The 21,095-nt window shown below is 68.5% G+C and carries 18 protein-coding genes; 10 read left to right on the top strand and 8 right to left on the bottom strand.

The window, feature by feature from the left end; all coding sequences use genetic code 11:
- Window positions 1-5: 5 nt before the first annotated feature.
- Together ACW9UL_RS19220 and ACW9UL_RS19215 are read right to left on the bottom strand one after the other, a co-directional pair.
- The gene (locus tag ACW9UL_RS19220; RefSeq protein WP_457787967.1) at window positions 6-1,103 is read right to left on the bottom strand and encodes an ABC transporter permease; all 1,098 of its coding nucleotides are present in this window, start codon (window positions 1,101-1,103) and stop codon (window positions 6-8) included.
- A gap of 11 nt (window positions 1,104-1,114) precedes the next feature.
- Window positions 1,115-2,662 (bottom strand): ABC transporter ATP-binding protein, encoded by a 1,548-nt coding sequence (locus ACW9UL_RS19215; RefSeq protein WP_457787966.1) that lies wholly within the window; start codon window positions 2,660-2,662, stop codon window positions 1,115-1,117.
- Between the two features lie 248 nt (window positions 2,663-2,910).
- Here ACW9UL_RS19215 and ACW9UL_RS19210 point away from each other — a divergent pair, with 248 nt between their 5' ends.
- The 3 genes from ACW9UL_RS19210 (at window position 2,911) to ACW9UL_RS19200 (ending at window position 5,962) form a co-directional block, all read left to right on the top strand.
- Window positions 2,911-4,164: an ATP-binding protein gene (locus ACW9UL_RS19210; protein WP_021443217.1), complete on the top strand. Its 1,254-nt coding sequence runs from the start codon at window positions 2,911-2,913 to the stop codon at window positions 4,162-4,164.
- A gap of 12 nt (window positions 4,165-4,176) precedes the next feature.
- A complete protein-coding gene (locus ACW9UL_RS19205) occupies window positions 4,177-4,737 on the top strand; it encodes a response regulator transcription factor (RefSeq protein ID WP_021443216.1) in 561 nt (186 codons plus the stop codon).
- Between the two features lie 283 nt (window positions 4,738-5,020).
- Window positions 5,021-5,962, top strand: a complete 942-nt coding sequence (locus ACW9UL_RS19200) for an AEC family transporter (RefSeq protein ID WP_457787965.1) — start codon at window positions 5,021-5,023, stop codon at window positions 5,960-5,962.
- A gap of 88 nt (window positions 5,963-6,050) precedes the next feature.
- Here ACW9UL_RS19200 and ACW9UL_RS19195 read toward each other — a convergent pair whose 3' ends face one another.
- The 6 genes from ACW9UL_RS19195 to gatC all read right to left on the bottom strand — a co-directional run bounded on the left by ACW9UL_RS19195 (window position 6,051) and on the right by gatC (window position 11,337).
- Complete coding sequence (locus ACW9UL_RS19195) at window positions 6,051-6,431, bottom strand: carboxymuconolactone decarboxylase family protein (RefSeq protein WP_457787964.1); 381 nt, start codon at window positions 6,429-6,431, stop codon at window positions 6,051-6,053.
- A 2-nt stretch (window positions 6,432-6,433) separates the two neighbouring features.
- Window positions 6,434-7,528: a calcium/sodium antiporter gene (locus tag ACW9UL_RS19190; RefSeq protein WP_457787963.1), complete on the bottom strand. Its 1,095-nt coding sequence runs from the start codon at window positions 7,526-7,528 to the stop codon at window positions 6,434-6,436.
- Between the two features lie 90 nt (window positions 7,529-7,618).
- Window positions 7,619-8,047 (bottom strand): septal ring lytic transglycosylase RlpA family protein, encoded by a 429-nt coding sequence (locus ACW9UL_RS19185; RefSeq protein WP_457787962.1) that lies wholly within the window; start codon window positions 8,045-8,047, stop codon window positions 7,619-7,621.
- A 75-nt stretch (window positions 8,048-8,122) separates the two neighbouring features.
- A complete protein-coding gene (gene gatB, locus ACW9UL_RS19180) occupies window positions 8,123-9,571 on the bottom strand; it encodes an Asp-tRNA(Asn)/Glu-tRNA(Gln) amidotransferase subunit GatB (protein WP_457787961.1) in 1,449 nt (482 codons plus the stop codon).
- An 11-nt stretch (window positions 9,572-9,582) separates the two neighbouring features.
- Entirely contained in the window at window positions 9,583-11,034 is a 1,452-nt protein-coding gene (gatA, locus tag ACW9UL_RS19175; RefSeq protein WP_457787960.1) for an Asp-tRNA(Asn)/Glu-tRNA(Gln) amidotransferase subunit GatA, read from the bottom strand.
- A 15-nt stretch (window positions 11,035-11,049) separates the two neighbouring features.
- The gene (gene gatC, locus ACW9UL_RS19170; protein WP_021444716.1) at window positions 11,050-11,337 is read right to left on the bottom strand and encodes an Asp-tRNA(Asn)/Glu-tRNA(Gln) amidotransferase subunit GatC; all 288 of its coding nucleotides are present in this window, start codon (window positions 11,335-11,337) and stop codon (window positions 11,050-11,052) included.
- Window positions 11,338-11,578: 241 nt separating this feature from the next.
- Between gatC and mreB the strand changes: the two genes are divergently transcribed.
- From mreB to ACW9UL_RS19135, 7 genes are all read left to right on the top strand, one after another.
- Entirely contained in the window at window positions 11,579-12,616 is a 1,038-nt protein-coding gene (mreB, locus tag ACW9UL_RS19165; protein WP_031303301.1) for a rod shape-determining protein MreB, read from the top strand.
- Window positions 12,617-12,816: 200 nt separating this feature from the next.
- Entirely contained in the window at window positions 12,817-13,743 is a 927-nt protein-coding gene (gene mreC, locus ACW9UL_RS19160) for a rod shape-determining protein MreC (protein ID WP_457787959.1), read from the top strand.
- Window positions 13,743-14,231, top strand: a complete 489-nt coding sequence (gene mreD, locus ACW9UL_RS19155; RefSeq protein WP_122109007.1) for a rod shape-determining protein MreD — start codon at window positions 13,743-13,745, stop codon at window positions 14,229-14,231. The genes mreC and mreD overlap by 1 nt, the downstream gene beginning before the upstream one ends.
- A 49-nt stretch (window positions 14,232-14,280) precedes the next feature.
- On the top strand, window positions 14,281-14,877 hold the full coding sequence (locus tag ACW9UL_RS19150) for a Maf family protein (RefSeq protein WP_397497921.1): 597 nt from the start codon (window positions 14,281-14,283) through the stop codon (window positions 14,875-14,877).
- Between the two features lie 40 nt (window positions 14,878-14,917).
- Window positions 14,918-16,375, top strand: a complete 1,458-nt coding sequence (rng, locus tag ACW9UL_RS19145; protein WP_021444583.1) for a ribonuclease G — start codon at window positions 14,918-14,920, stop codon at window positions 16,373-16,375.
- A 12-nt stretch (window positions 16,376-16,387) separates the two neighbouring features.
- On the top strand, window positions 16,388-20,206 hold the full coding sequence (locus ACW9UL_RS19140; RefSeq protein ID WP_457787958.1) for a YhdP family protein: 3,819 nt from the start codon (window positions 16,388-16,390) through the stop codon (window positions 20,204-20,206).
- A gap of 39 nt (window positions 20,207-20,245) precedes the next feature.
- Window positions 20,246-21,094 (top strand): carbon-nitrogen hydrolase family protein, encoded by an 849-nt coding sequence (locus ACW9UL_RS19135; RefSeq protein WP_122109010.1) that lies wholly within the window; start codon window positions 20,246-20,248, stop codon window positions 21,092-21,094.
- Window position 21,095: the final 1 nt, after the last annotated feature.

Here is a 21,095-nt window from a genome sequence, read left to right as displayed (position 1 = left end):
GGCGTTCAGGTGGTGGCTTCGGCAAGCGTTTCGCGGCGTGCCCATTTCCACTGCAGTCGTGGCCGGTAGAGGATCAGCACGTCGCAGGCCAGCAGGTAGAACAGCATCATGCCCTGGAACAGCTGGGTGATCGCCTGCGGCAGGTTGAGGTTCATCTGCGCGTTCTCGCCACCGAGGTAGAGCAGCGCCATCAGCAGGCTGGCGGCGACGATGCCGAGCGGATTGAGGCGGCCGAGAAAGGCCACGGTGATCGCCGCATAGCCGTAGCCGGGCGAGACCTGCGGCACCAGTTGACCGATGGGGCCGGCCACTTCGCCAACGCCGGCCAGCCCAGCCAGGGCGCCGCTGACCAGCAGGGCGAACCACACCAGGCGCTTCTCGCGAAAGCCGACGAAGCCGGCGGCGCGGCTGTCCAGGCCCAGCACCTTGATCTGAAAACCGAGAAAGCTCTTGTGCAGCAGCACCCACACCGCGACCAGGGCCAGCAGCGCCAGGTACAGGCCGCCGTGCAGGCGGCCGTCCTCGCTGACCAGCGGCAGGCGGCTGGCATCGCCGAACATGGCCGACTCGGGGAAGTTGAAACCGGCCGGGTCCTTCAGTGGGCCGTGCACGAAGAACAGCAGCAGGTTCAGTGCGATGTAGTTGAGCATGATGCTGGTGAGGATTTCGTTGGCGTTGAACTGCGTGCGCAACCAGGCGGTGAGCCCGGCCCAGGCCGCACCCGCGCAGGTGCCGGCCAGCACTACCCAGGCCAGCGCCCAGCGGCTGTCCCAGTCGATCAGTTGCAGGGCCATGGCGCTGCCGGCGAGGGCGCCGAGCAGTAGCTGGCCTTCGGCGCCGATGTTCCAGATGCGCGCCTGGTAGGCCACCGCCAGGCCCAGGGCGCAGAGCAGAATCGGCAGTGCCTTGACCAGCAGTTCGGACACGCCGTACCAGTCGCTGAGCGGGGCGATCAGCAGGGTATGTAGGGTTTCCAGCGGGTCATGGCCGAGCAGGGTGAACAGCAGCACACCGCTGACCAGGGTCATTACGGCGGCCAGCAGCGGCGACAGCCAGAGCATGGGGCGCGACGCCTGGCCGCGCGGTTGCAGGGATAGCAGCATGACGGGCTCCGTCAGCAGGCCGCAGCGGCGGCGGGTTGATCGAATTCACCGGCCATCCAGCGGCCGACGTCTACGCTGGAGACCTGCGCGGTATCGGCCAGCGGCGACAGCCGTCCGCTGCACAGCGCGCCGATGCGGTCGCTGATCTGCAGCAGCTCGTCGAGGTCTTCGGAGATCACCAGGATCGCCGCGCCGGCATCGCGCAGGGCGATCAGCGCGCGGTGGATGGCGGCGGCCGCGCCGACGTCCACGCCCCAGGTCGGGTGCGCGGCCACCAGCAGTTTCGGGTTCTGCAGAATCTCGCGGCCGAGGATAAATTTCTGCAGATTGCCGCCGGACAGGCTGCGCGCCACGGTATCGGCATTCGGCGTCTTCACTGCGAAGCGGCGGATGATTTCCTCGGCCAGTGCGCGCACCTTGCCGCGCTGCACCAGGCCGCCCTTGACCAGGCCCTGGCCGAAGGCGGTGAGCAGGGCGTTGTCCACCAGGCTCATCTCCGGCACGGCGCCATGGCCGAGGCGTTCTGCCGGCACGAAGGCCAGGCCAAGCCCACGGCGCGCATCCGGGTGCAGATTGGCCACGGGCGCGGTATCGATGCTGACCCGCTCGCGTTCGCCACGCGGTAGGCGGGTTTCGCCGCTGAGCAGGGCGAGCAATTCGTCCTGGCCATTGCCGGCCACTCCAGCGATGCCGACGATCTCGCCGCTGCGCACCTCCAGGCGAAGGTGTTCGAGCGAGCAGCCGAACGGGTCGGGGTTGTGCCAGCTGAGGTCATCGACGCGTAGCCGTGGCAGGCCGCCGCTGACTTTCGGGTAGCTGCTTTCCAGGCCCTCGGCATCGCCGACCATCAACCGCGCCAGCTGCAGATCCGAGCACTCGGCCGGCAGGCAATGGCCGGATACGCGGCCGCCACGCAGCACAGTGGCGCTCTGGCACAGCGCGCGCACCTCGCCGAGCTTGTGGCTGATAAAGAGGATGCTGCAGCCCTCGGCGGCCAGGCGGCGCAGGGTGACGAACAGCTCGTCGGCCTCCTGCGGGGTCAGTACCGAGGTGGGCTCATCGAGGATCAAGAGTTTGATGTCCTGCATCAGGCAACGCACGATCTCCACCCGCTGGCGCTCACCGATGGACAGGCTGTGCACCAACCGGGTTGGCTCCAACGCCATGCCATAGCACTGCGACACCTCACGAATCTTCGCCTCCAGCTGCTTCGGCGTACCAGCCTGCGCGCCCTTGGCCAGGGCGATGTTCTCGGCCACGGTGAGGGTCTCGAACAGCGAGAAATGCTGGAACACCATGCCGATGCCCAGGCCGCGTGCCATGGCCGGGTCGCGCATCGCCAGTCGCTCGCCCTGCCAGCGGATTTCGCCGCTGCTGGGCTGGGTGACGCCGTAGATGATCTTCATCAGGGTGCTCTTGCCGGCGCCATTCTCGCCGAGCAGGGCGCGGATCTCACCGGGGGCGATGGTCAGGTCGATACGGTCGTTGGCCAGGCAGCCGGGGTATTGCTTGCTGATGGCGGTCAGCTGCAGGCGTGGAGAAGCGGGTGGGGCGGACATGGAAATCGCTCGTCGATAGGAGGCGAGCGGTGTCAAAGCAAAAACCTGGCCATGGAGTCAGAAAAGCCTGGCGGCGGGTTGCCTCCGTTGCCCTATCGGCGCGCGCCGCCCCGGGCTGGTGCGGCGCCATGCCGCGACCAGGCGGCACGCACCAGAAGCAGGCGCGGCGGCGCCGCATGCGGCCGGTTGCCGCAGCGGCGGAAGGCCGCGTCGGGCTTGGTTATACTCCGCGCACCTAGGGAGTTGTCATGCTCGAACCCGTGCAGTTGCTGTCCGCCAGCCGCCAGAACCTCTGGCGCCTGACCCTGATCCGTATCCTCGTGCTGGCCGCCCAGGCCGGTTCGGTGGGGCTCGCCTACAAGTCGGGGATGCTGCCGCTGCCCTGGCTGGAGCTGTCGGCGACCCTCGGCGTGTCGCTGCTGCTGTGCCTGGGCACCGCCCTGCGGCTGCGCGGCCCGTGGCCGGTCACCGAACTGGAATATGCGGTGCAGCTGGCCTGCGACCTGATCATCCACAGCGTGCTGCTGTATTACACCGGCGGCTCGACCAACCCCTTCGTCTCCTATTACCTGGTGCCGCTGACCATCGCCGCGGCGACCTTGCCGTGGCTGTTCACCATCGTCCTCGCCGGCCTGGCGCTGGCCGGCTACACCCTGCTGCTGGTGTGGACCCATCCGCTGGAGCTGCCGGCGGCGCGCGAGAGCCTGCTGGTCTACGGCATGTGGCTGAGCTTCGCCCTGTCCGCGGCGCTGATCACCTTCTTCGTCGCCAAGATGGCCGAGGAGCTGCGCCGCCAGGATGAGCTGCGCGCCGAGCGCCGCGAGGAGAGCCTGCGCGACCAGCAGCTGCTGGCCGTGGCCACCCAGGCCGCCGGCGCCGCCCACGAGCTGGGGACGCCGCTGGCGACCATGAGCGTGCTGCTCAAGGAGCTGCGCCAGGAATACCGCGACAGGCCGGCGCTGCAGGACGACCTGGCGCTGCTGCAGGAACAGGTCAAGCTGTGCAAGGACACCCTGCAGCAACTGGTGCGCGCCGCCGAGGCGGACCGGCGCCAGGCGGTGGTCGAGCAGTCCTGCGTCGAGTGGCTGGAAACCACCCTCAATCGCTGGCACCTGATGCGCCCCGAGGCCAGCTACCGCTACCAGTGCCTGGGCCGCGGCACGCCGCCGCGCTTGATGCCGCCGGCCGACCTGACCCAGGCGCTGCTCAACCTGCTCAACAACGCCGCCGACGCCTGCCCGGACAAACTCGACATCCGCCTCGACTGGGATCACCAGTGGCTGCGTCTGAGTATCCGCGACCACGGCGCCGGCGTGCCGCTGGCGATCGCCGAGCAGCTCGGCCGGCCGTTCTTCACCACCAAGGGCAAGGGCTTCGGCCTCGGCCTGTTCCTCAGCCAGGCCAGCGTGACCCGTGCCGGCGGCACGGTTAAGTTGTATAACCATGAAGAAGGCGGCACCCTCACCGAACTGAAGTTGCCGCGAGCCTATGGCGTGGCCTGACAAGGAAAAACCATGAGCGACGAATCCCTGTTCGACGGCGAAGAGCAACCGCACCTGCTGCTGGTGGACGACGATCCCACCTTCACCCGCGTCATGGCCCGCGCCATGAGCCGCCGCGGCCTGCGCGTGTCCACCGCGGCCAATGCCGACGAGGGCCTGGCCCTGGCCAGGGAAGACCTGCCCGACTACGCCGTGGTCGACCTGAAGATGGAAGGCGACTCCGGCCTGGTGCTGCTGCCCAAGCTGCTCGAGCTCGATCCGGAGATGCGCGTGGTGATCCTCACCGGCTACTCCAGCATCGCCACCGCGGTGGAGGCGATCAAGCGCGGCGCGGCCAACTACCTGTGCAAGCCGGCCGACGCCGACGACGTGCTCACCGCGCTGCTCTCCGAACACGCCGACCTCGACAGCCTGGTGCCGGAAAACCCGATGTCGGTGGATCGCCTGCAGTGGGAGCATATCCAGCGCGTGCTGGCCGAGCACGAAGGCAATATCTCCGCCACCGCCCGCGCCCTCGGCATGCACCGCCGCACCCTGCAGCGCAAGTTGCAGAAGCGTCCCGTGCGGCGCTGACGCCGCTCGCCGCGCGCACCAGGCCAAGGCCCGTAGCCCGGATTGATTCCTAGCGCGTAGGGTGGGCTTTAGCCCACCAACGGTGGTCTGCGTGGGCTAAAGCCCACCCTACAAGGCTGAGTCCGCCCTGCGACTGAGGGCGTCGTAGTCCGGAGGGCGAGACGACCTGATGCTCAAGTGAAAGGCTTTACGCCTGTGGGAGGCCCTGCCTTGGCCATGGCCATGGCCGAAAAATTGTTAGCCGGCTAACATAGGTCGTCATACAACCCCAGCCGGGATCGCCATGTTCGCCGTCGTCCAGCAAACCCTCGCCATCACCGCGCCGGTGTTCGCCATGCTGTTTCTCGGCGTGGCGCTCAAGCGCCTGCACTGGATCGACCGCACCTTTATCGATACCGCCTCGAGCCTGGTGTTTCGCGGCACCATGCCGACCCTGCTGTTTCTCGGCATAGTCCGGGCCGATCTGGGCACCGCCCTGCAGCCGGCGCTGCTGCTGTTCTTCGTCGCCGCCACCCTGGTCTGCTTCGTCCTGGCCTGGGGTTGGGCGATCTGGCGCATCCCCTTCGAGGATCGCGGCATCTACACCCAGGGCGCCTTTCGCGGTAACAACGGCATCGTCGGTCTGGCCCTGGCCACCAGCCTCTACGGCGACTACGGCCTGTCCCTGGGGGCGGTGCTCGGCGGGGTGGTGATCCTCTGCTACAACGTGCTCTCGGCCATCGTCCTGGCCATCTACAGCCCCGGCGCCAAGACCGGGCCGCTGGCCATTGCCAGGAGCATCCTGAGCAATCCGCTGATCATCGGCGTGCTGCTGGCGATTCCCTTCGCCTACTGGCGGATCGCGTTGCCGGACTGGCTGCTGACCTCGGCCGAGTACTTCGCGCAGATGACCCTGCCACTGGCGCTGATCTGCATCGGCGGCACCCTCAGCCTGGCCTCGCTGCGCCGCAGCAGCGGCACGGCGCTGAGTTCCAGCCTGATGAAGATGGTCTGGCTGCCGCTGCTGGCAACCGCGGGCGCCTGGCTGTACGGCTTTCGTGAGGCGGATCTGGCGATCCTCTTCCTCTACTTCGCCAGCCCCACGGCGGCGGCCAGCTTCGTCATGGCCCGCGCCGTGGGCGCCAACCACGAACTGGCGGCGGCGATCATCGTGATCACCACCTTGGCGGCGGTGATCACCACCAATGTTGGGCTGTTGCTATTGCAATGGGGCGGTTGGATCTAGCGAGCGGCGGGCCACCTGCGGGAGGGGCTTCAGCGGCGACCTTCGCTGGGTTCGCGGCTGAAGCCCCTCCCACGGCCGCATGTCCAGCTCACGTGCCGCGCTGGTAGTCCTCGATCACTTCCTGCGCCGCGCGGAAGGCGTCGATGCTGGCCGGCACGCCGGCGTAGACCGCGCAGTGCAGCAGGGTCTCGCGGATTTCCTCCACCGTGCAGCCGTTGTTCAGCGCGCCGCGCACATGGCCTTTGAGTTCCTGCGGACACTTCAGCGCGGTCAGCGCGGCCAGGGTGATCAGGCTGCGGGTGGCGCGCGGCAGGCCGTCGCGGGTCCACACGCCGCCCCAGGCGTGCTCGTTGACGAAGTCCTGCAGCGGCTGGGTGAACGTGGTGGCGTTGCCCAGGGCGCGCTCGACGAAGGCGTCGCCCATCACCTCGCGGCGTACTTTGAGGCCCTGCTCGTGGTTGTCGCTCATGTTCAGATCTCCTGGCCGCGCTGCTTGTGCCAGGCGCGCGCGGCGATGATCGCCAGGGTCACGGCGGTCAGCGGCAGCACGTAGCCGATCATCGCCTCGCCGAAGGTCTGGGCGAACGGCCGGCCGGTGGCGAACAGCACCAGGTAGCCGGTGTAGGCCGCGTAGTAGGCGAGGAACAGCGCGCCTTCCCAGCGGTTGATACGGTAGCCGGCGAAGAAGATCGGCAGGCAGGCCACGGCCACTGCGATCATCACCGGGAAGTCAAAGGCCAGGGCGTTGGGCGACACGGCAATCGCCGCCGGCGCCACCAGCGAGGCCAGGCCCAGCACGCACAGCAGGTTGAAGATGTTGCTGCCGACTATGTTGCCCACGGCGATGTCGCGCTCGCCCTTGAAGGCGGCGATGATCGAGGTGGCCAGCTCCGGCAGCGAGGTGCCGACGGCAATCACGGTCAGGCCGATCACCAGCTCCGACAGGCCGAGGGCGCGGGCCAGTTGCACGGCGCCTTCGACCAGCAGGTTGGAGCCGCCCACCAGCAGCACCAGGCCGGCGACGATCAGGCCCAGGTTGACCACCCAGGCATGGGGTTTGGCCGGTTCGTTCAGGCCGAATTCCTTGGCGAACTCGTCGTCTGCGCCGCCCTTGTCCTGGCGGGCGCTGTAGATCAGGAAGCCGGTGTAGGCCAGCACGCCGGCGAACAGCAGGGCGCCGTCGAGGCGGCTCAGTTCGCCGTCCCAGGCCAGGGCGAAGGTCACCAGGCTGGCGCCGATCATGATCGGCACGTCGAGGCGGATCAGCTGGCGCGAGACGATCAGCGGCGCGACCAGGGCGGTCAGGCCGAGAATCAGCAGGACGTTGGCGATGTTGCTGCCGACCACGTTGCCGATCGCCAGGTCGCCGCTGCCGTTGATCGCCGACTGCACGCTGACCGCGGTTTCCGGCGCGCTGGTGCCGAAGGCCACCACGGTCAGGCCGATGATCAGCGGCGGGATGCCGAACTGCGCGGCCAGCTTGGCGGCGCCGCGTACCAGCACCTCGGCGCCGGCGACCAGCAGCACCAGGCCGGCGATCAGGTAGACGTAGGTCATCATTGTCATTGCGGGGGCTCCGGGAAAAATGCGGCTAGTGTAGCGATGGCGTATCGCCGCGCCAGAGGGGCGGGGGCGCTATTTGTTACCAGTCCTGTTTCACTTCAGTTGCTCGACCCGCACCGGCACCACGCCGGCGCGCAGCATGCCCAGGCGTTCGGCGGCGGCGCGCGAGACGTCGATGATGCGCCCGCGCACGAAGGGGCCGCGGTCGTTGATGCGCACCACCACGCTGCGTTCGTTGCTCAGATTGGTGACCCGCACCCGGGTGCCGAACGGCAGGCTGCGGTGCGCGGCGGTCAGCGCGTGCTGGTCGAAGCGCTCGCCGCTGGCGGTCTTGCGACCATGGTGGCGGTCGCCATAGTAGGAGGCCTTACCGGTCTCCGTGGCACCGCTGCCGCTGCTGCTGCCGAAGGTGGAGCAGCCGGCGAGCACGGCGAGCAGGCCGAGCACGACGACGGCCTGTAGCCCGGATGCAATCCGGGGGTGCAAGGATTCCCGGATTGCATCCGGGTTACAAATGAGCATCGTCTGGTTCTCCAGGTAAACGAACGCCGGGCAAGCCCGGCGTCGTTACAGCTGTGGCAAGCGAGCCGATCCGGCTCAGCCTTCGAGCTTCTTCTTCAGCAGTTCGTTCACTTGCCCCGGGTTGGCCTTGCCTTTCGAGGCCTTCATCGCCTGGCCGACGAAGAAGCCGAACATCTTGCCGCGCTTGGCTTCGTCGCTGGCGCGGTACTGCTCGACCTGCTCGGCGTTGGCCGACAGCACTTCGTCGAGCATCTTCTCGATGGCGCCGGAGTCGGTGACCTGCTTGAGGCCCTTCTTCTCGATCACTTCATCGGCGCTGGTGCCTTCGCCGGCCGCCAGGGCCTCGAACACCATCTTGGCGATCTTGCCGCTGATGGTGTTGTCCTTGATGCGCAGGATCATCCCGCCCAGCTGTTCGGCGGACACCGGCGACTGCTCGATTTCCAGGTTGTCCTTGTTGAGCAGGCTGGACAGCTCGCCCATCACCCAGTTGGCCGCCAGCTTGGCGTCGCCGCACACCGCATTGACCGCCTCGAAGTAGTCGGCCAGCTCGCGACTGGCGGCCAGCACCGTGGCGTCGTAGGCGGACAGGCCGAACTGGCTCTCGAAACGCTCGCGCTTCTGCACCGGCAGCTCCGGCAGGCTGGCGCGCACCTCGTCGAGGAAGCTTGGCTCGATCACCACCGGCAGCAGGTCGGGGCAGGGGAAGTAGCGGTAGTCGTTGGCTTCCTCCTTGCTGCGCATGGAGCGGGTCTGGTCCTTGTTCGGGTCGTACAGGCGGGTTTCCTGCACCACCTGGCCGCCGTCCTCGATCAGCTCGATCTGCCGCTGCACCTCGTGGTTGATGGCCTTTTCGATAAAGCGGAAGGAGTTGACGTTCTTGATCTCGGCGCGGGTGCCGAACTCGACCTGGCCCTTGGGCCGTACCGAGACGTTGCAGTCGCAGCGCAGCGAGCCTTCGGCCATATTGCCGTCGCAAATCCCTAAGTAGCGCACCAGAGCGTGGATGGCCTTGACATAGGCCACCGCCTCCTTGGCCGAGCGGATATCCGGCTCGGAGACGATCTCCAGCAGCGGCGTGCCGGCACGGTTGAGGTCGATGCCGCTCATGCCGTGGAAGTCTTCGTGCAGGCTCTTGCCGGCGTCCTCTTCCAGGTGCGCGCGGGTGATGCCGATGCGCTTGACCGTGCCGTCTTCCAGGCTGATGTCCAGATGGCCCTTGCCGACGATGGGATGCTCCATCTGGCTGGTCTGGTAGCCCTTGGGCAGGTCCGGATAGAAGTAGTTCTTGCGGGCGAAGACGTTCTGCGGCGCGATGTGCGCGTCGATCGCCAGGCCGAACTTCACCGCCATGCGCACCGCCTCGGCGTTGAGCACCGGCAGGGTGCCGGGCATGCCGAGGTCGATCAGGCTGGCCTGGGTGTTGGGCTCGGCGCCGAAGCTGGTGGCGCTGGCCGAGAAGATCTTCGATTGGGTGCTGAGCTGAGCGTGAATCTCGAGCCCGATGACTGTTTCCCATTGCATCTTTGTCGTCCTCAGAAGCCGCTCGGTGCTTGTTTATGCCAGTCGCTGACCTGCTGGTACTGGTGCGCGACATTCAGCAGGCGGCCTTCCTGGAAGTAGTTGCCGAGCAGCTGCACGCCCACCGGCAGACCATCGACGAAGCCGGCCGGCATCGACAGACCGGGGATGCCGGCCAGGTTGGCGGTGATGGTGTAGATGTCTTCCAGGTAGGCGGAAACCGGGTCGGCGTTCTTCTCGCCGAGCCTCCAGGCCAGGTTCGGCGTGGTCGGGCCGAGGATCAGGTCGACATCCTGGAAGGCCGCGACGAAGTCGTTCTTGATCAGCCGGCGGATCTGCTGCGCCTTGATGTAGTAGGCGTCGTAGTAACCGGCCGACAGCGCGTAGGTGCCGACCATGATGCGCCGCTTGACCTCGGCGCCGAAGCCTTCGCCGCGCGAGCGCTTGTACAGGTCTTCGAGGTTGACCGGGTTTTCGCAGCGGTAGCCGAAGCGCACGCCGTCGAAGCGCGACAGGTTGGAGCTGGCCTCGGCCGGCGCGATCACGTAGTAGGCGGGAATGGCGTGCTGCATATTCGGCAGGCTGATGTCCTTGACGCTGGCGCCGAGCTTTTTCAGCTCCTCGACCACGGCCAGCACCTTCTCGCCGATACGCGCGTCGAGGCCGGCGCCGAAGTATTCCTTCGGCAGACCAATGCGCAGGCCGGCCAGCGGCTGGCTCAGGGCGGCCAGGTAGTCGTCCACCGGCTGCTCGACGCTGGTGCTGTCCTTGGCATCGAAGCCGGCCATGGCGCCGAGCAGCAGGGCGCAGTCCTCGGCGGTGCGGGCCAGCGGGCCGCCCTGATCGAGGCTGGAGGCGTAGGCGATCATGCCCCAGCGCGAAACCCGGCCGTAGGTGGGCTTGATCCCGGTGAGGTTGGTCAGCGCCGCCGGCTGGCGGATCGAGCCGCCGGTGTCGGTGCCGGTGGCGGCTGGCAGCAGGCGCGCGGCCACCGCGGCGGCGCTGCCGCCGCTGGAGCCGCCGGGTACGCGGGAGAGGTCCCAGGGGTTCTTCACCGGGCCGTAGTGGCTGGATTCGTTGGCCGAGCCCATGGCGAACTCGTCCATGTTCAGCTTGCCCAGGGTCACGGCGCCGGCGGCTGCGAGCTTTTCCACCACGGTGGCGTCGTAGGGCGCCTTGAAGCCGGTGAGGATCTTCGAGCCGCAGGACGTCAGCACGTTCTTGGTGCAGAACAGGTCCTTGTGGGCGATCGGCGCGCCGAGCAGGGCGCCGCTCTCGCCGGCGGCGCGACGGGCGTCGGCGGCCTTGGCCTGCTCGATGGCGAGATCGCTGGTGACGGTGATAAAGCTGTTGAGCTGCGGATCGAGCTGCGCGATGCGCGCCAGCAGGCTGCGGCTCAGCTCTTCGGCGGAGAATTCTTTGGCGGCGAGTGCGCGGGCGATCTCGGCCAGGGTCAGTTGATGCATGTCAGGCCCTTTCCTTTATTCGATGACTTTCGGCACGAGGTACAGGCCGTTTTCCACGGCCGGGGCGATGGCCTGGTAGGCGTCGCGCTGGTTGCTCTCGCAGACCACGTCGGCGCGCAGGCGCTGGGTGGCTTCCAGCGGGTGGGCCAGGGGCTCGATGCCCTGGGTGTCGACCGCCTGCATCTGATCGATCAGGCCGAGGATGTTGTTCAGGGTCGCGGTGGTTTGCGGAAGATCGCCTTCGTTCAGGCCCAGGCGGGCCAGGTGGGCGATTTTTTCCACCTCGGAGCGTTCAAGCGCCATCGGGGGTTCTCCAGTGGAAGTGTGATCGGGGTCTTGCTATGCGTGCCTGACGCAGGGAACGGATGTCGCGAGCCGGCGGTCAAAGGCCGCGATGTGCGGCTGCAAGGCCCGGAAAAACAGGCAATCTACCATATTGCCGCCTTGCTCAAAATCCCTGCCGTTGTTAGAGTTTGCCGCACTTTTTACCTGCGCGTTTTCGCGCTTTGCCTTTACCCACGCGTTGCCTAGGGTCCCTTTCCCCATGTTCAAGAAACTGCGTGGCATGTTTTCCAGCGATCTGTCGATCGACCTGGGCACTGCCAATACCCTTATTTATGTGCGCGAACGCGGCATCGTGCTGAACGAGCCATCGGTGGTCGCCATCCGTACCCACGGTAACCAGAAAAGTGTCGTCGCCGTCGGTTCCGAGGCCAAGCGCATGCTCGGCCGTACCCCGGGCAACATCGCCGCCATCCGCCCGATGAAGGACGGCGTGATCGCCGACTTCAGCGTCTGCGAGAAAATGCTGCAGTACTTCATCAACAAGGTGCACGAGAACAGCTTCCTGCAGCCCTCGCCGCGCGTGCTGATCTGCGTGCCGTGCAAGTCGACCCAGGTCGAGCGCCGCGCCATCCGCGAATCGGCGCTCGGCGCCGGCGCCCGCGAAGTGTTCCTGATCGAAGAACCCATGGCCGCGGCCATCGGCGCCGGCCTGCCGGTGGAAGAGGCGCGCGGCTCGATGGTCGTCGACATCGGCGGCGGCACCACCGAAATCGCCCTGATCTCGCTGAACGGCGTGGTCTACGCCGAATCCGTGCGGGTCGGCGGCGACCGCTTCGACGAAGCCATCATCACCTACGTGCGCCGTAACTACGGCTCGCTGATCGGCGAATCCACCGCCGAGCGGATCAAGCAGGAAATCGGTACCGCCTACCCGGGCGGCGAAATCCGCGAAGTCGACGTGCGCGGCCGCAACCTGGCCGAGGGCGTGCCGCGCAGCTTCACCCTCAATTCCAACGAAGTGCTCGAGGCGCTGCAGGAATCCCTGGCGACCATCGTCCAGGCGGTCAAGAGCGCGCTGGAGCAGTCGCCGCCCGAGCTGGCCTCGGACATCGCCGAACGCGGCCTGGTGCTGACCGGCGGCGGTGCGCTGCTGCGCGACCTGGACAAGCTGCTGTCGCAGGAAACCGGCCTGCCGGTGATAGTCGCCGAAGACCCGCTGACCTGCGTCGCCCGTGGCGGCGGCAAGGCGCTGGAGATGATGGATCGCCACACCATGGACCTGCTGTCCTCGGAGTAATCCGACGCTCCAGCCGGGTCCGCCGTGCCGCCTTCGGGCGGCACGCGCATGTTCAAGCACTGCAGTACACTCGCCCCATTCCTTGCCGGATCGGTTTGTCTTTCGCATGAACTCGCGCGTCTTCCGCCCTCGCGGCGCACAAGGGGTCGGCCATTAAGCCGCTCTTCGCCAAAGGCCCCTCGCTGGGCATCCGCCTGCTGGTGCTGGCCGTGCTCTCGGCCGTGCTGATGGTGGTCGATGCCCGTTTCGAGGCGCTCAAGCCGCTGCGCAGCCAGCTGGGTCTGGTGCTGACGCCCTTCTACTGGCTGGCCGACCTGCCGGTGCGCGCCTGGGATGGCGCCACCCAGCAGATTTCCAGTCGCAGCGAACTGATGGCGGAGAACGAGAAGCTCAAGGCCGAGGCCCTGCTGCTGCAGCGCCGCCTGCAGAAGCTGGCCGCGCTGACCGAGCAGAACGTGCGCCTGCGCGAGCTGCTCAACTCGGCGGCGCTGTTGGACGAGGAAGTGCTGGTCGGCGAGCTGATCGGCGTCGACCCCAACCCCTATACCCACCGCATCCTCATCGACAAGGGCGAGAAGGACGGCGTATTCCTCGGCCAGCCGGTGCTCGACGCCCGCGGCCTGATGGGCCAGGTGGTGGAGATCATGCCCTACACCGCGCGGGTGCTGCTGCTCACCGACACCACCCACAGCATTCCGGTGCAGGTCAACCGCAGCGGCCTGCGCGCCATCGCCGTCGGCACCGGCAACCCGGAGCGCCTGGAACTGCGCCACGTGGCCGACACCGCCGACATCAAGGAAGGCGACCTGCTGGTCAGCTCCGGCATGGGCCAGCGCTTTCCCGCCGGTTACCCGGTGGCCACGGTCAAGGAAGTGATCCACGACTCCGGCCAGCCCTTCGCCATCGTCCGCGCCGTGCCCACTGCCGCGCTCAATCGCAGCCGCTACCTGCTGCTGGTGTTCTCCGATCAGCGCACCCCGGAACAGCGCGCCAACGATTCCGCCGAGGCCCAGGAAGCCGCCGACCGCGAGGCCGAGCAGGCGCGCAGCCAGGGCGCTGCGCCGGCCGCTGCCGAGTCGGCCGCGGCCCCGGTGGCGTCGCCCGCCCCCGCAGAGGAGACCAACTGATGGTCGGCGTGCAACCGCGCAACGGCTGGGTGATCTGGCTCAGCCTGGCCTTCGGCCTGCTGCTCAGCGTCTCGCCGCTGCCGGAGTTCATGCAGATCGGCCGGCCGCTGTGGGTGGCGCTGCTGCTCACCTACTGGGTGCTGGCCCTGCCGCATCGGGTCGGCATGACCACCGCCTGGGTGCTCGGCCTGGCCCAGGACGTGCTGTTCGGCACCCTGCTCGGGCAGAACGCGCTGATCCTGACCCTGATCACCTTCCTGGTGCTGAGCCTGCACCAGCGCCTGCGCATGTTCCCCATGTGGCAGCAGAGTACCGTGCTGCTGGTGGTGTTCGGTCTGGCCCAGCTGGTGCAGCTGTGGCTCAATGCCCTGACCGGCAGCCGTCCGCCGACCCTGGCCTTCGTGCTGCCGGCGCTGGTCAGCGCGCTGCTCTGGCCCTGGGTCTGCGTCATCCTGCGCGGGCTGCACCAGCGCCTTAACGTCAACTGAGCGTGCCAGCTGCGGCCGGCCGCGCCTCGCCCGACAGGGAGAAGTTCGTATGGCCAAGCTGTTTCTGGCCTCTGCCTCGCCGCGCCGCCGCGAGCTGCTGGCGCAGATCGCCGTGCCCTGCGTCACGCAAATCGCCGCGATAGACGAAAATCCGTTGCCAGACGAGCCCGCCGTCGCCTATGTAGAGCGCCTGGCGCGGGAAAAGGCGCGCGCCGGCCTGGCCGCCCTGCGCGATGCGCACGATGCCGTGGTGCTCGGCGCCGATACCGCGGTGGTGCTCGATGGGCGCATCCTCGGCAAACCGGCCGATTTCGCCGAGTCGCGCGCCATGCTGCAGGCGCTGTCGGGGCGCAGCCATCAGGTGCTGACCGCGGTGGCGCTGGCCGGCGGCGGACGCGAGGCGGCGCGGGTGGTGGCCAGCAGCGTGACCTTCCGCGCCCTGAGCGAGCGCGAGATCGAGGCCTACTGGGCCAGCGGCGAGCCGTGCGACAAGGCCGGCAGCTATGGTATCCAGGGGCTGGCGGCGGTATTCGTCAGCCGCCTCGAAGGCAGCTACTCGGCGGTGGTCGGCCTGCCGCTGTGCGAGACGGCCGAGTTGCTCGGCGAATTCGGCATTGCCTGCTGGCAGTTGCCGGCCCAGCGCTAAACTTGCGGCAGCGCGCCGCCCAATCCAGCGGGATGGATGCATGAGCGAAGAGATTCTGATCAATATCACGCCGATGGAATCGCGCGTGGCGGTGGTGGAAAACGGCGTGCTGCAGGAAGTGCACGTCGAACGCACGCAGAAGCGCGGCATCGTCGGCAACATCTACAAGGGCAAGGTGGTGCGCGTGCTGCCGGGCATGCAGGCGGCGTTCGTCGACATCGGCCTGGAGCGCGCGGCCTTTATCCACGCCTCGGAAATTTCCACCCGCGAGGGCGCCGCGGTGGAGCCGATCAGCGCCCTGGTGCACGAGGGCCAGGCCCTGGTGGTGCAGGTGACCAAGGACCCCATCGCCAGCAAGGGCGCGCGCCTGACCACCCAGCTGTCGATTCCCTCGCGCTACCTGGTGTACATGCCGCGCACCAGCCACGTCGGCATCTCGCTGAAGATCGAGGACGAGGCCGAGCGCGAGCGGCTCAAGCAGGTGGTCGCCGACTGCGTGGCGGCCGAGGGCATCGAGGAGGCCGGCGGCTTTATCCTGCGCACCGCCGCCGAAGGCGCCGGCGCCGACGAGATCCTCATCGACATCCGTTACCTGCGCCGGCTGTGGGACCAGATCGCCGCGCAGATCCAGAACGCCAAGGCACCCTCGGTGATCTACGAGGACCTGTCGCTGGCCCTGCGCACCCTGCGCGACCTGGTCAGCCCGCGCACCGAGAAGATCCGCGTCGACTCGCGCGAGACCTTCCAGAAGATCACCCAGTTCGTCGCCGAGCTGATGCCGGAGATCGCCGACCGCCTCGAGCACTACCCCGGCGAGCGGCCGATCTTCGACCTCTACGGCGTCGAGGACGAGATCCAGCGCGCGCTGGAGCGCAAGGTGCCGCTCAAGTCCGGCGGCTACCTGATCGTCGACCCGGCCGAGGCGATGAGCACCATCGACGTCAACACCGGTGCCTTCGTCGGCCACCGCACCCTCGAAGAGACCATCTTCAAGACCAACCTCGAGGCGGCCACCGCCATCGCCCGCCAGCTGCGTCTGCGCAACCTGGGCGGGATCATCATCATCGACTTCATCGACATGGAAGACGAGGAGCACCAGCGCCAGGTGCTGCGCACTCTGGAGAAGCAGCTGGAGCGCGACCACGCCAAGACCAACATCATCGGCATCACCGAGCTGGGGCTGGTGCAGATGACCCGCAAGCGCACCCGCGAGAGCCTCGAACAGGTCCTCTGCGAGCCGTGCAGCGCCTGCCAGGGCCGCGGCAAGCTGAAGACGGCGGAGACCATCTGCTACGAGATCTTCCGCGAGATCCTGCGCGAGGCGCGCGCCTACCAGGCCGAGGGCTACCGGGTGCTGGCCAACCAGAAGGTGGTCGACCGCCTGCTCGACGAGGAGTCGGGCAATGTCGCCGATCTGGAGGCCTTTATCGGCCGCACCATCAAGTTCCAGGTGGAAACCATGTACTCCCAGGAACAGTACGATGTGGTGCTGCTCTGAGGCGCCGCTGAGATGAACGCGCTGGCCCGTCTGTTCATGGCCCTGCTGCGCTGGGGCCTGGGGCTCTGTGCCGCGCTGCTGGTGCTGGCGGCGCTGTACGTCAGCCTGGGCCGCGAGCTGGTGCCGCTGGTCGCCGAGTACCGCCTGGAGGCGGAGAACCGCGCCGGCGCCGCGCTCGGCGTGCCGGTGCGCATCGGTGCGCTGGAAGGGCAGTGGCAGGGCTTCGCCCCCTTGCTGGTGGCGCGCGACGTGCAGGTCGGCGATGGCGAGCAGCGCCTGGTGCTGGACAGGGTGCGGGTGGTGCCGGACCTGCTGGCCAGCCTGCTGGCACGGCGCGCGCGCATCGGCCACCTGCAACTGACCGGCTTGCAGCTGCACGTGCAGCAGCAGGACGACGGCAGCTGGCGCCTGCAGGGCCTGCCCGACGGCCCGCAGGGCGGGCGCGCCGACGTCGCCGAGCTGCTGCAACGGCTGCGCGTGGTGCAGCGCCTGAGCCTGGTGGACAGCCAGCTGGTGCTGCAGGCCGCCGGCCAGGAGCCGCTGAAACTCAGTTACCTCAACCTCAGCCTGCGTTACGGCGTCAACCGCCAGCGTCTCGACGCCCGCCTGCTGCTGCCCGACGGCCAGCCGCTGAGCCTGCAGCTGCGTACCCGCATGCAGCCGCAGCAGTGGCGGCAGACCCAGGCCGAGCTCTACCTGAGTTTGCCGCAGAGCGACTGGGCCGCCTGGCTGCCGCCGCGCCTGACCGCCGCCTGGCAGGTGCAGCGCCTGCAGGCCGGCGGCGAGCTGTGGCTGAGCAGTCGCGGCGGCGAGTTGCAGCGCGGCGCGCTGCGCCTGCATGCGCCGCAGGTGCGCGGCGGCTACGCCGAGCGCGAGGCGGTGAGCCTGGAGGATCTGGCCTTCAATGCCTATTTCCAGCGTGGCGACGCGGGGATACAGGTGCAGCTCGATTCCCTGGCCTTCAACCAGGGCGAGCGGCGCATCGGCGAGCTGCACCTGGCCCTGAGTCAGAACCACGCCGGCAGCGACGACGAACGCTGGCAACTGCGCGCCGACCGCTTCGACCTGGCCGCCTGGGCGCCGCTGGTCCAGGCCCTGGCGCCGCTGCCGGAGGTCGCCGAGCAGACGCTGGCCGGGCTGGCCCCGGTGGGCGGCGTGGCCAACCTGCAGCTGGACTACCATCCGCGCCGCGAGGGCGCCGCGCGCCTGCAGTTCGCCGCCAACCTGGAGCGGGTCGGCATCGCCGCCTACCGCGGCGCGCCGGCGGCCGAGAACGTCAGCGGCAGCGTGTCGGGGAACCCGTTTCAGGGCGAGCTGCGCCTCAATAGCGAGAATTTCGCCCTGCACCTGGATCAGCTGTTCCCCGCCCCCTGGCGTTACCGCCACGCCCAGGCGCGGCTGAGCTGGGCCTGGAAAGACGATGGCCTGACCCTGGCCAGCCCCTATATGCGCCTGGACGGCGAGGAAGGGCAGCTCGCCGGTGACATGCTGATCCGCCTGCGCCGCGACCCCGACGCCGAGGACTACATGGACCTGCGCGTCGGCCTGCGCGACGGCGATGCGGCCTACACCGAGAAGTACCTGCCGACCCGCTCGCCGGGCATGAGCGCCGAACTGAGCCGCTGGCTGCAGAGCGCGATCCGTGCCGGCAAGGTGGAGGAGGGCTACTTCCAGTACCAGGGTTCGCTGAACAAGGGCGCGGCCATCACGGCGCGCAGCCTCAGCCTGTTCTTCCAGGTGGCGGAGGCCGAGCTGGCCTTCCAGCCCGGCTGGCCGGCGCTGCGCGAAGGCCGCGGCCAGGTGCTGATCGAGGACGACGGCGTGCGCGTGCGCCTGCAGCAGGGGCGCCTGCTGGACAGCCAGGTGAGCGCGGTCAGCGCCGCTATCCCGCTGCTGCACAACGGCCAGCCGCCGCGTCTGCAGCTCGACGGCGAGGTGAGCAGCAGCCTGGGCGACGCCCTCAAGCTGCTGCAGGAGGCGCCGCTGGGCACCGCCGAGCTGTTTGCCGGCTGGCAGGGCGAGGGCCCGCTGGCCGGGCGCCTGCAGCTGGACATTCCGCTGGCCAAGGGCGCGCCGCCCGGCGTGGTGGTGGACTTCGCCACCGAAGGCGCGCGCCTCGAGCTGGTCAATCCCGCCCTGCAACTGAGCCAGATCCAGGGGGCGTTCCGTTTCAACAGCGCCAGCGGCCTGAGTGCGCCGGACGTGCGGGCCCAGGTGTTCGGCCGCCAGGTGCGCGGCAGCATCAGCGCCGAAGGCGCGCGGGGACGGACACGCACCCTGTTCGATCTGCGCGGCCAGGCCGAGGTGGAGACCCTGCGCCAGTGGCTCGGCATCGAGCAGAGCCTGCCGCTGCGCGGCCTGCTGCCCTACCGCCTGCGCCTGAGCCTGGACGGCGACGACAGCCAGCTGCGCCTCGACTCCAATCTCCAGGGCGTGGCCATCGACCTGCCCGCACCCTTCGCCAAGGCGGCCGGCGAGGAGCGCTACGCCGACTGGCGCATGACCCTGGCCGGCCGCGAGCGACGCTACTGGTTCGACTACCAGGACCTGGCCAGCCTGGCCCTGGCCGCGCCGCCGGGCGAGCTGAGCCAGGGGCGCGGCGAACTGATGCTCGGCGGCACCCCGGCGCGACTGCCCAGCGCTCAAGGGCTGCAGGTCCGCGGCCGGCTGAGCGAGCTGGACTGGGATGCCTGGCAGCAGGTGCGCCAGCGCCATGCGGTGAGCGTGGACGCCGAGAACCAGCGCCTGTTCAAGGACGCCCAGCTGCGGATCGCGCGTTTCCGCGGCTTCGGCAGCGAGCTCAACGACCTGCAGGTGGGCCTGGCACGCCAGGGCCAGGCCTGGGCCCTGCAACTGGACAGCGAACTGGCGGCCGGCCGCGTGTTGCTGGCCGATGCGGCGCAGACGCCGATTCGCGTGGATCTCGACTACCTGCGCCTGCCGCCCGCCGATCCGGACAAGCCGGCGGATGCGCCGGATCCGCTGGCGGCGGTCGACCCGCGGCAGATCCCGGCGCTGGATATCCGCATCGGCGAGGTGCGGCGCGGCGCCAAGATTCTCGGTTCCTGGTCGCTGCAGGCGCGCCCGGAGGCGGACGGCGTGCGTTTCGACCAGCTCGATCTTGACCTGCAGGGCCTCAAGGTCGGCGGCAGTGCCGGCTGGCGCGGCGCGCCGGGGGCTACGCGCAGCTGGTACCAGGGCCGTCTGCAGGGCAAGGACCTGGCCAAGGTGCTGCTGGCCTGGGGCTATGCCCCCAGCGCCACCAGCGAGAGCTTCCGCCTGGATATCGACGGCAACTGGCCGGGCTCGCCGGCCTGGCTGTCGCTCAAGCGCTTCTCCGGCAGCCTGGAACCGGCGCTGCGCAACGGCCAGTTCGTCGAGGTGCAGGGTTCGGCGCAGGCGCTGCGGGTGTTCGGCCTGCTCAATTTCGACTCCATCGGCCGCCGCCTGCGCCTGGATTTTTCCGACCTGCTCGGCAAGGGCCTGAGCTACGACCGGGTCAAGGGGCGGCTGCAGGCCAACGACGGCCTGTTCGTCACCCGCGAGCCGATCGTGCTGAGCGGCCCGTCGAGCAACCTGGAGCTCAACGGCAACCTCGACATGCGTAACGAGCGGATCGACGCCAAGCTGCTGGTGACCCTGCCGGTGACCAACAACCTGCCGCTGGCCGCGCTGATCGTCGGCGCCCCGGCCATCGGCGGCGCGCTGTTCGTCGTCGACAAGCTGCTCGGCGACCGCGTGGCGCGCTTCGCCAGCGTGCAGTACGACGTCAAGGGCCCCATGCAGAGTCCGCAGATCAGTTTTGACAAGCCTTTCGAGAAACCCAGGTAAGCTGTCAGCCATCCGCTTCCATCCCATATCGGGTATGCCATGACCTTTGCCGTGATCCAGATGGTCAGTCAGGACGACGTGCTGGCCAATTTGACCCAGGCCCGCCAACTGCTGGAACAGGCGGCGGCCGGCGGCGCGCGCCTGGCGGTGCTGCCGGAGAACTTCGCCGCCATGGGCCGCCGCGACCTGGCCGCGCTCGGCCGTGCCGAGGCGCTGGGCCAGGGGCCGATCCTGCCCTGGTTGCAACGGGCCGCGCGCGACCTCAAGTTGTGGATAGTCGCCGGCACCCTGCCGCTGCCGCCGGACGAGGCGCCCGAGGCCAAGCCGCATGCCTGTTCGCTGCTGATCGACGACGCCGGCCAGCGGGTGGCGCGCTACGACAAGCTGCACCTGTTCGACGTCGAAGTGGCCGACAACCGTGGCAGCTACCGCGAGTCGGACGACTTCGCCCATGGCCAGCGCATCGTGGTCGCCGATACCCCGGTCGGCCGCCTGGGCCTGAGCGTCTGCTACGATCTGCGCTTTCCCGAGCTGTACGGCGCGCTACGCCAGGCCGGCGCCGAGCTGATCAGCGCGCCCTCGGCCTTCACCGCGGTGACCGGCGCCGCGCACTGGCAGGTGCTGGTGCGCGCCCGCGCCATCGAGACCCAGTGCTATGTGCTGGCGGCGGGGCAGGGTGGCGAGCACCCCGGGCCGCGGCAGACCTTCGGTCATTCGGCCATCGTCGACCCCTGGGGCCGCGTGCTGGCCGAGCAGGATCAGGGCCAGGCGGTGCTGCTGGCCAGCCGCGACGGCGCCGAGCAGGCGGCGATCCGGCAACGCATGCCGGTGCAGGCGCACCGCAGAATTCTTTCATCGGACGCCGTGCGTCCGATTGCAGTGGAGTGAC

The sequence above is a fragment of the Pseudomonas sp. PL-6 genome (assembly GCF_054110165.1).
The sequence above is the reverse complement of the archived record's forward strand: the minus strand, read 5'-3'. Positions and strand labels throughout refer to the sequence as shown.

Bases quoted from the DNA above. Each gene is read 5' to 3' on its own strand.
- ACW9UL_RS19220 (WP_457787967.1), bottom strand. From the start codon at position 1,103: ATGCTGCTATCCCTGCAACCGCGCGGCCAGGCGTCGCGCCCCATGCTC.
- ACW9UL_RS19215 (WP_457787966.1), bottom strand. From the start codon at position 2,662: ATGTCCGCCCCACCCGCTTCTCCACGCCTGCAGCTGACCGCCATCAGC.
- ACW9UL_RS19210 (WP_021443217.1), top strand. From the start codon at position 2,911: ATGCTCGAACCCGTGCAGTTGCTGTCCGCCAGCCGCCAGAACCTCTGG.
- ACW9UL_RS19205 (WP_021443216.1), top strand. From the start codon at position 4,177: ATGAGCGACGAATCCCTGTTCGACGGCGAAGAGCAACCGCACCTGCTG.
- ACW9UL_RS19200 (WP_457787965.1), top strand. From the start codon at position 5,021: ATGTTCGCCGTCGTCCAGCAAACCCTCGCCATCACCGCGCCGGTGTTC.
- ACW9UL_RS19195 (WP_457787964.1), bottom strand. From the start codon at position 6,431: ATGAGCGACAACCACGAGCAGGGCCTCAAAGTACGCCGCGAGGTGATG.
- ACW9UL_RS19190 (WP_457787963.1), bottom strand. From the start codon at position 7,528: ATGACAATGATGACCTACGTCTACCTGATCGCCGGCCTGGTGCTGCTG.
- ACW9UL_RS19185 (WP_457787962.1), bottom strand. From the start codon at position 8,047: ATGCTCATTTGTAACCCGGATGCAATCCGGGAATCCTTGCACCCCCGG.
- gatB (WP_457787961.1), bottom strand. From the start codon at position 9,571: ATGCAATGGGAAACAGTCATCGGGCTCGAGATTCACGCTCAGCTCAGC.
- gatA (WP_457787960.1), bottom strand. From the start codon at position 11,034: ATGCATCAACTGACCCTGGCCGAGATCGCCCGCGCACTCGCCGCCAAA.
- gatC (WP_021444716.1), bottom strand. From the start codon at position 11,337: ATGGCGCTTGAACGCTCCGAGGTGGAAAAAATCGCCCACCTGGCCCGC.
- mreB (WP_031303301.1), top strand. From the start codon at position 11,579: ATGTTCAAGAAACTGCGTGGCATGTTTTCCAGCGATCTGTCGATCGAC.
- mreD (WP_122109007.1), top strand. From the start codon at position 13,743: ATGGTCGGCGTGCAACCGCGCAACGGCTGGGTGATCTGGCTCAGCCTG.
- ACW9UL_RS19150 (WP_397497921.1), top strand. From the start codon at position 14,281: ATGGCCAAGCTGTTTCTGGCCTCTGCCTCGCCGCGCCGCCGCGAGCTG.
- rng (WP_021444583.1), top strand. From the start codon at position 14,918: ATGAGCGAAGAGATTCTGATCAATATCACGCCGATGGAATCGCGCGTG.
- ACW9UL_RS19140 (WP_457787958.1), top strand. From the start codon at position 16,388: ATGAACGCGCTGGCCCGTCTGTTCATGGCCCTGCTGCGCTGGGGCCTG.
- ACW9UL_RS19135 (WP_122109010.1), top strand. From the start codon at position 20,246: ATGACCTTTGCCGTGATCCAGATGGTCAGTCAGGACGACGTGCTGGCC.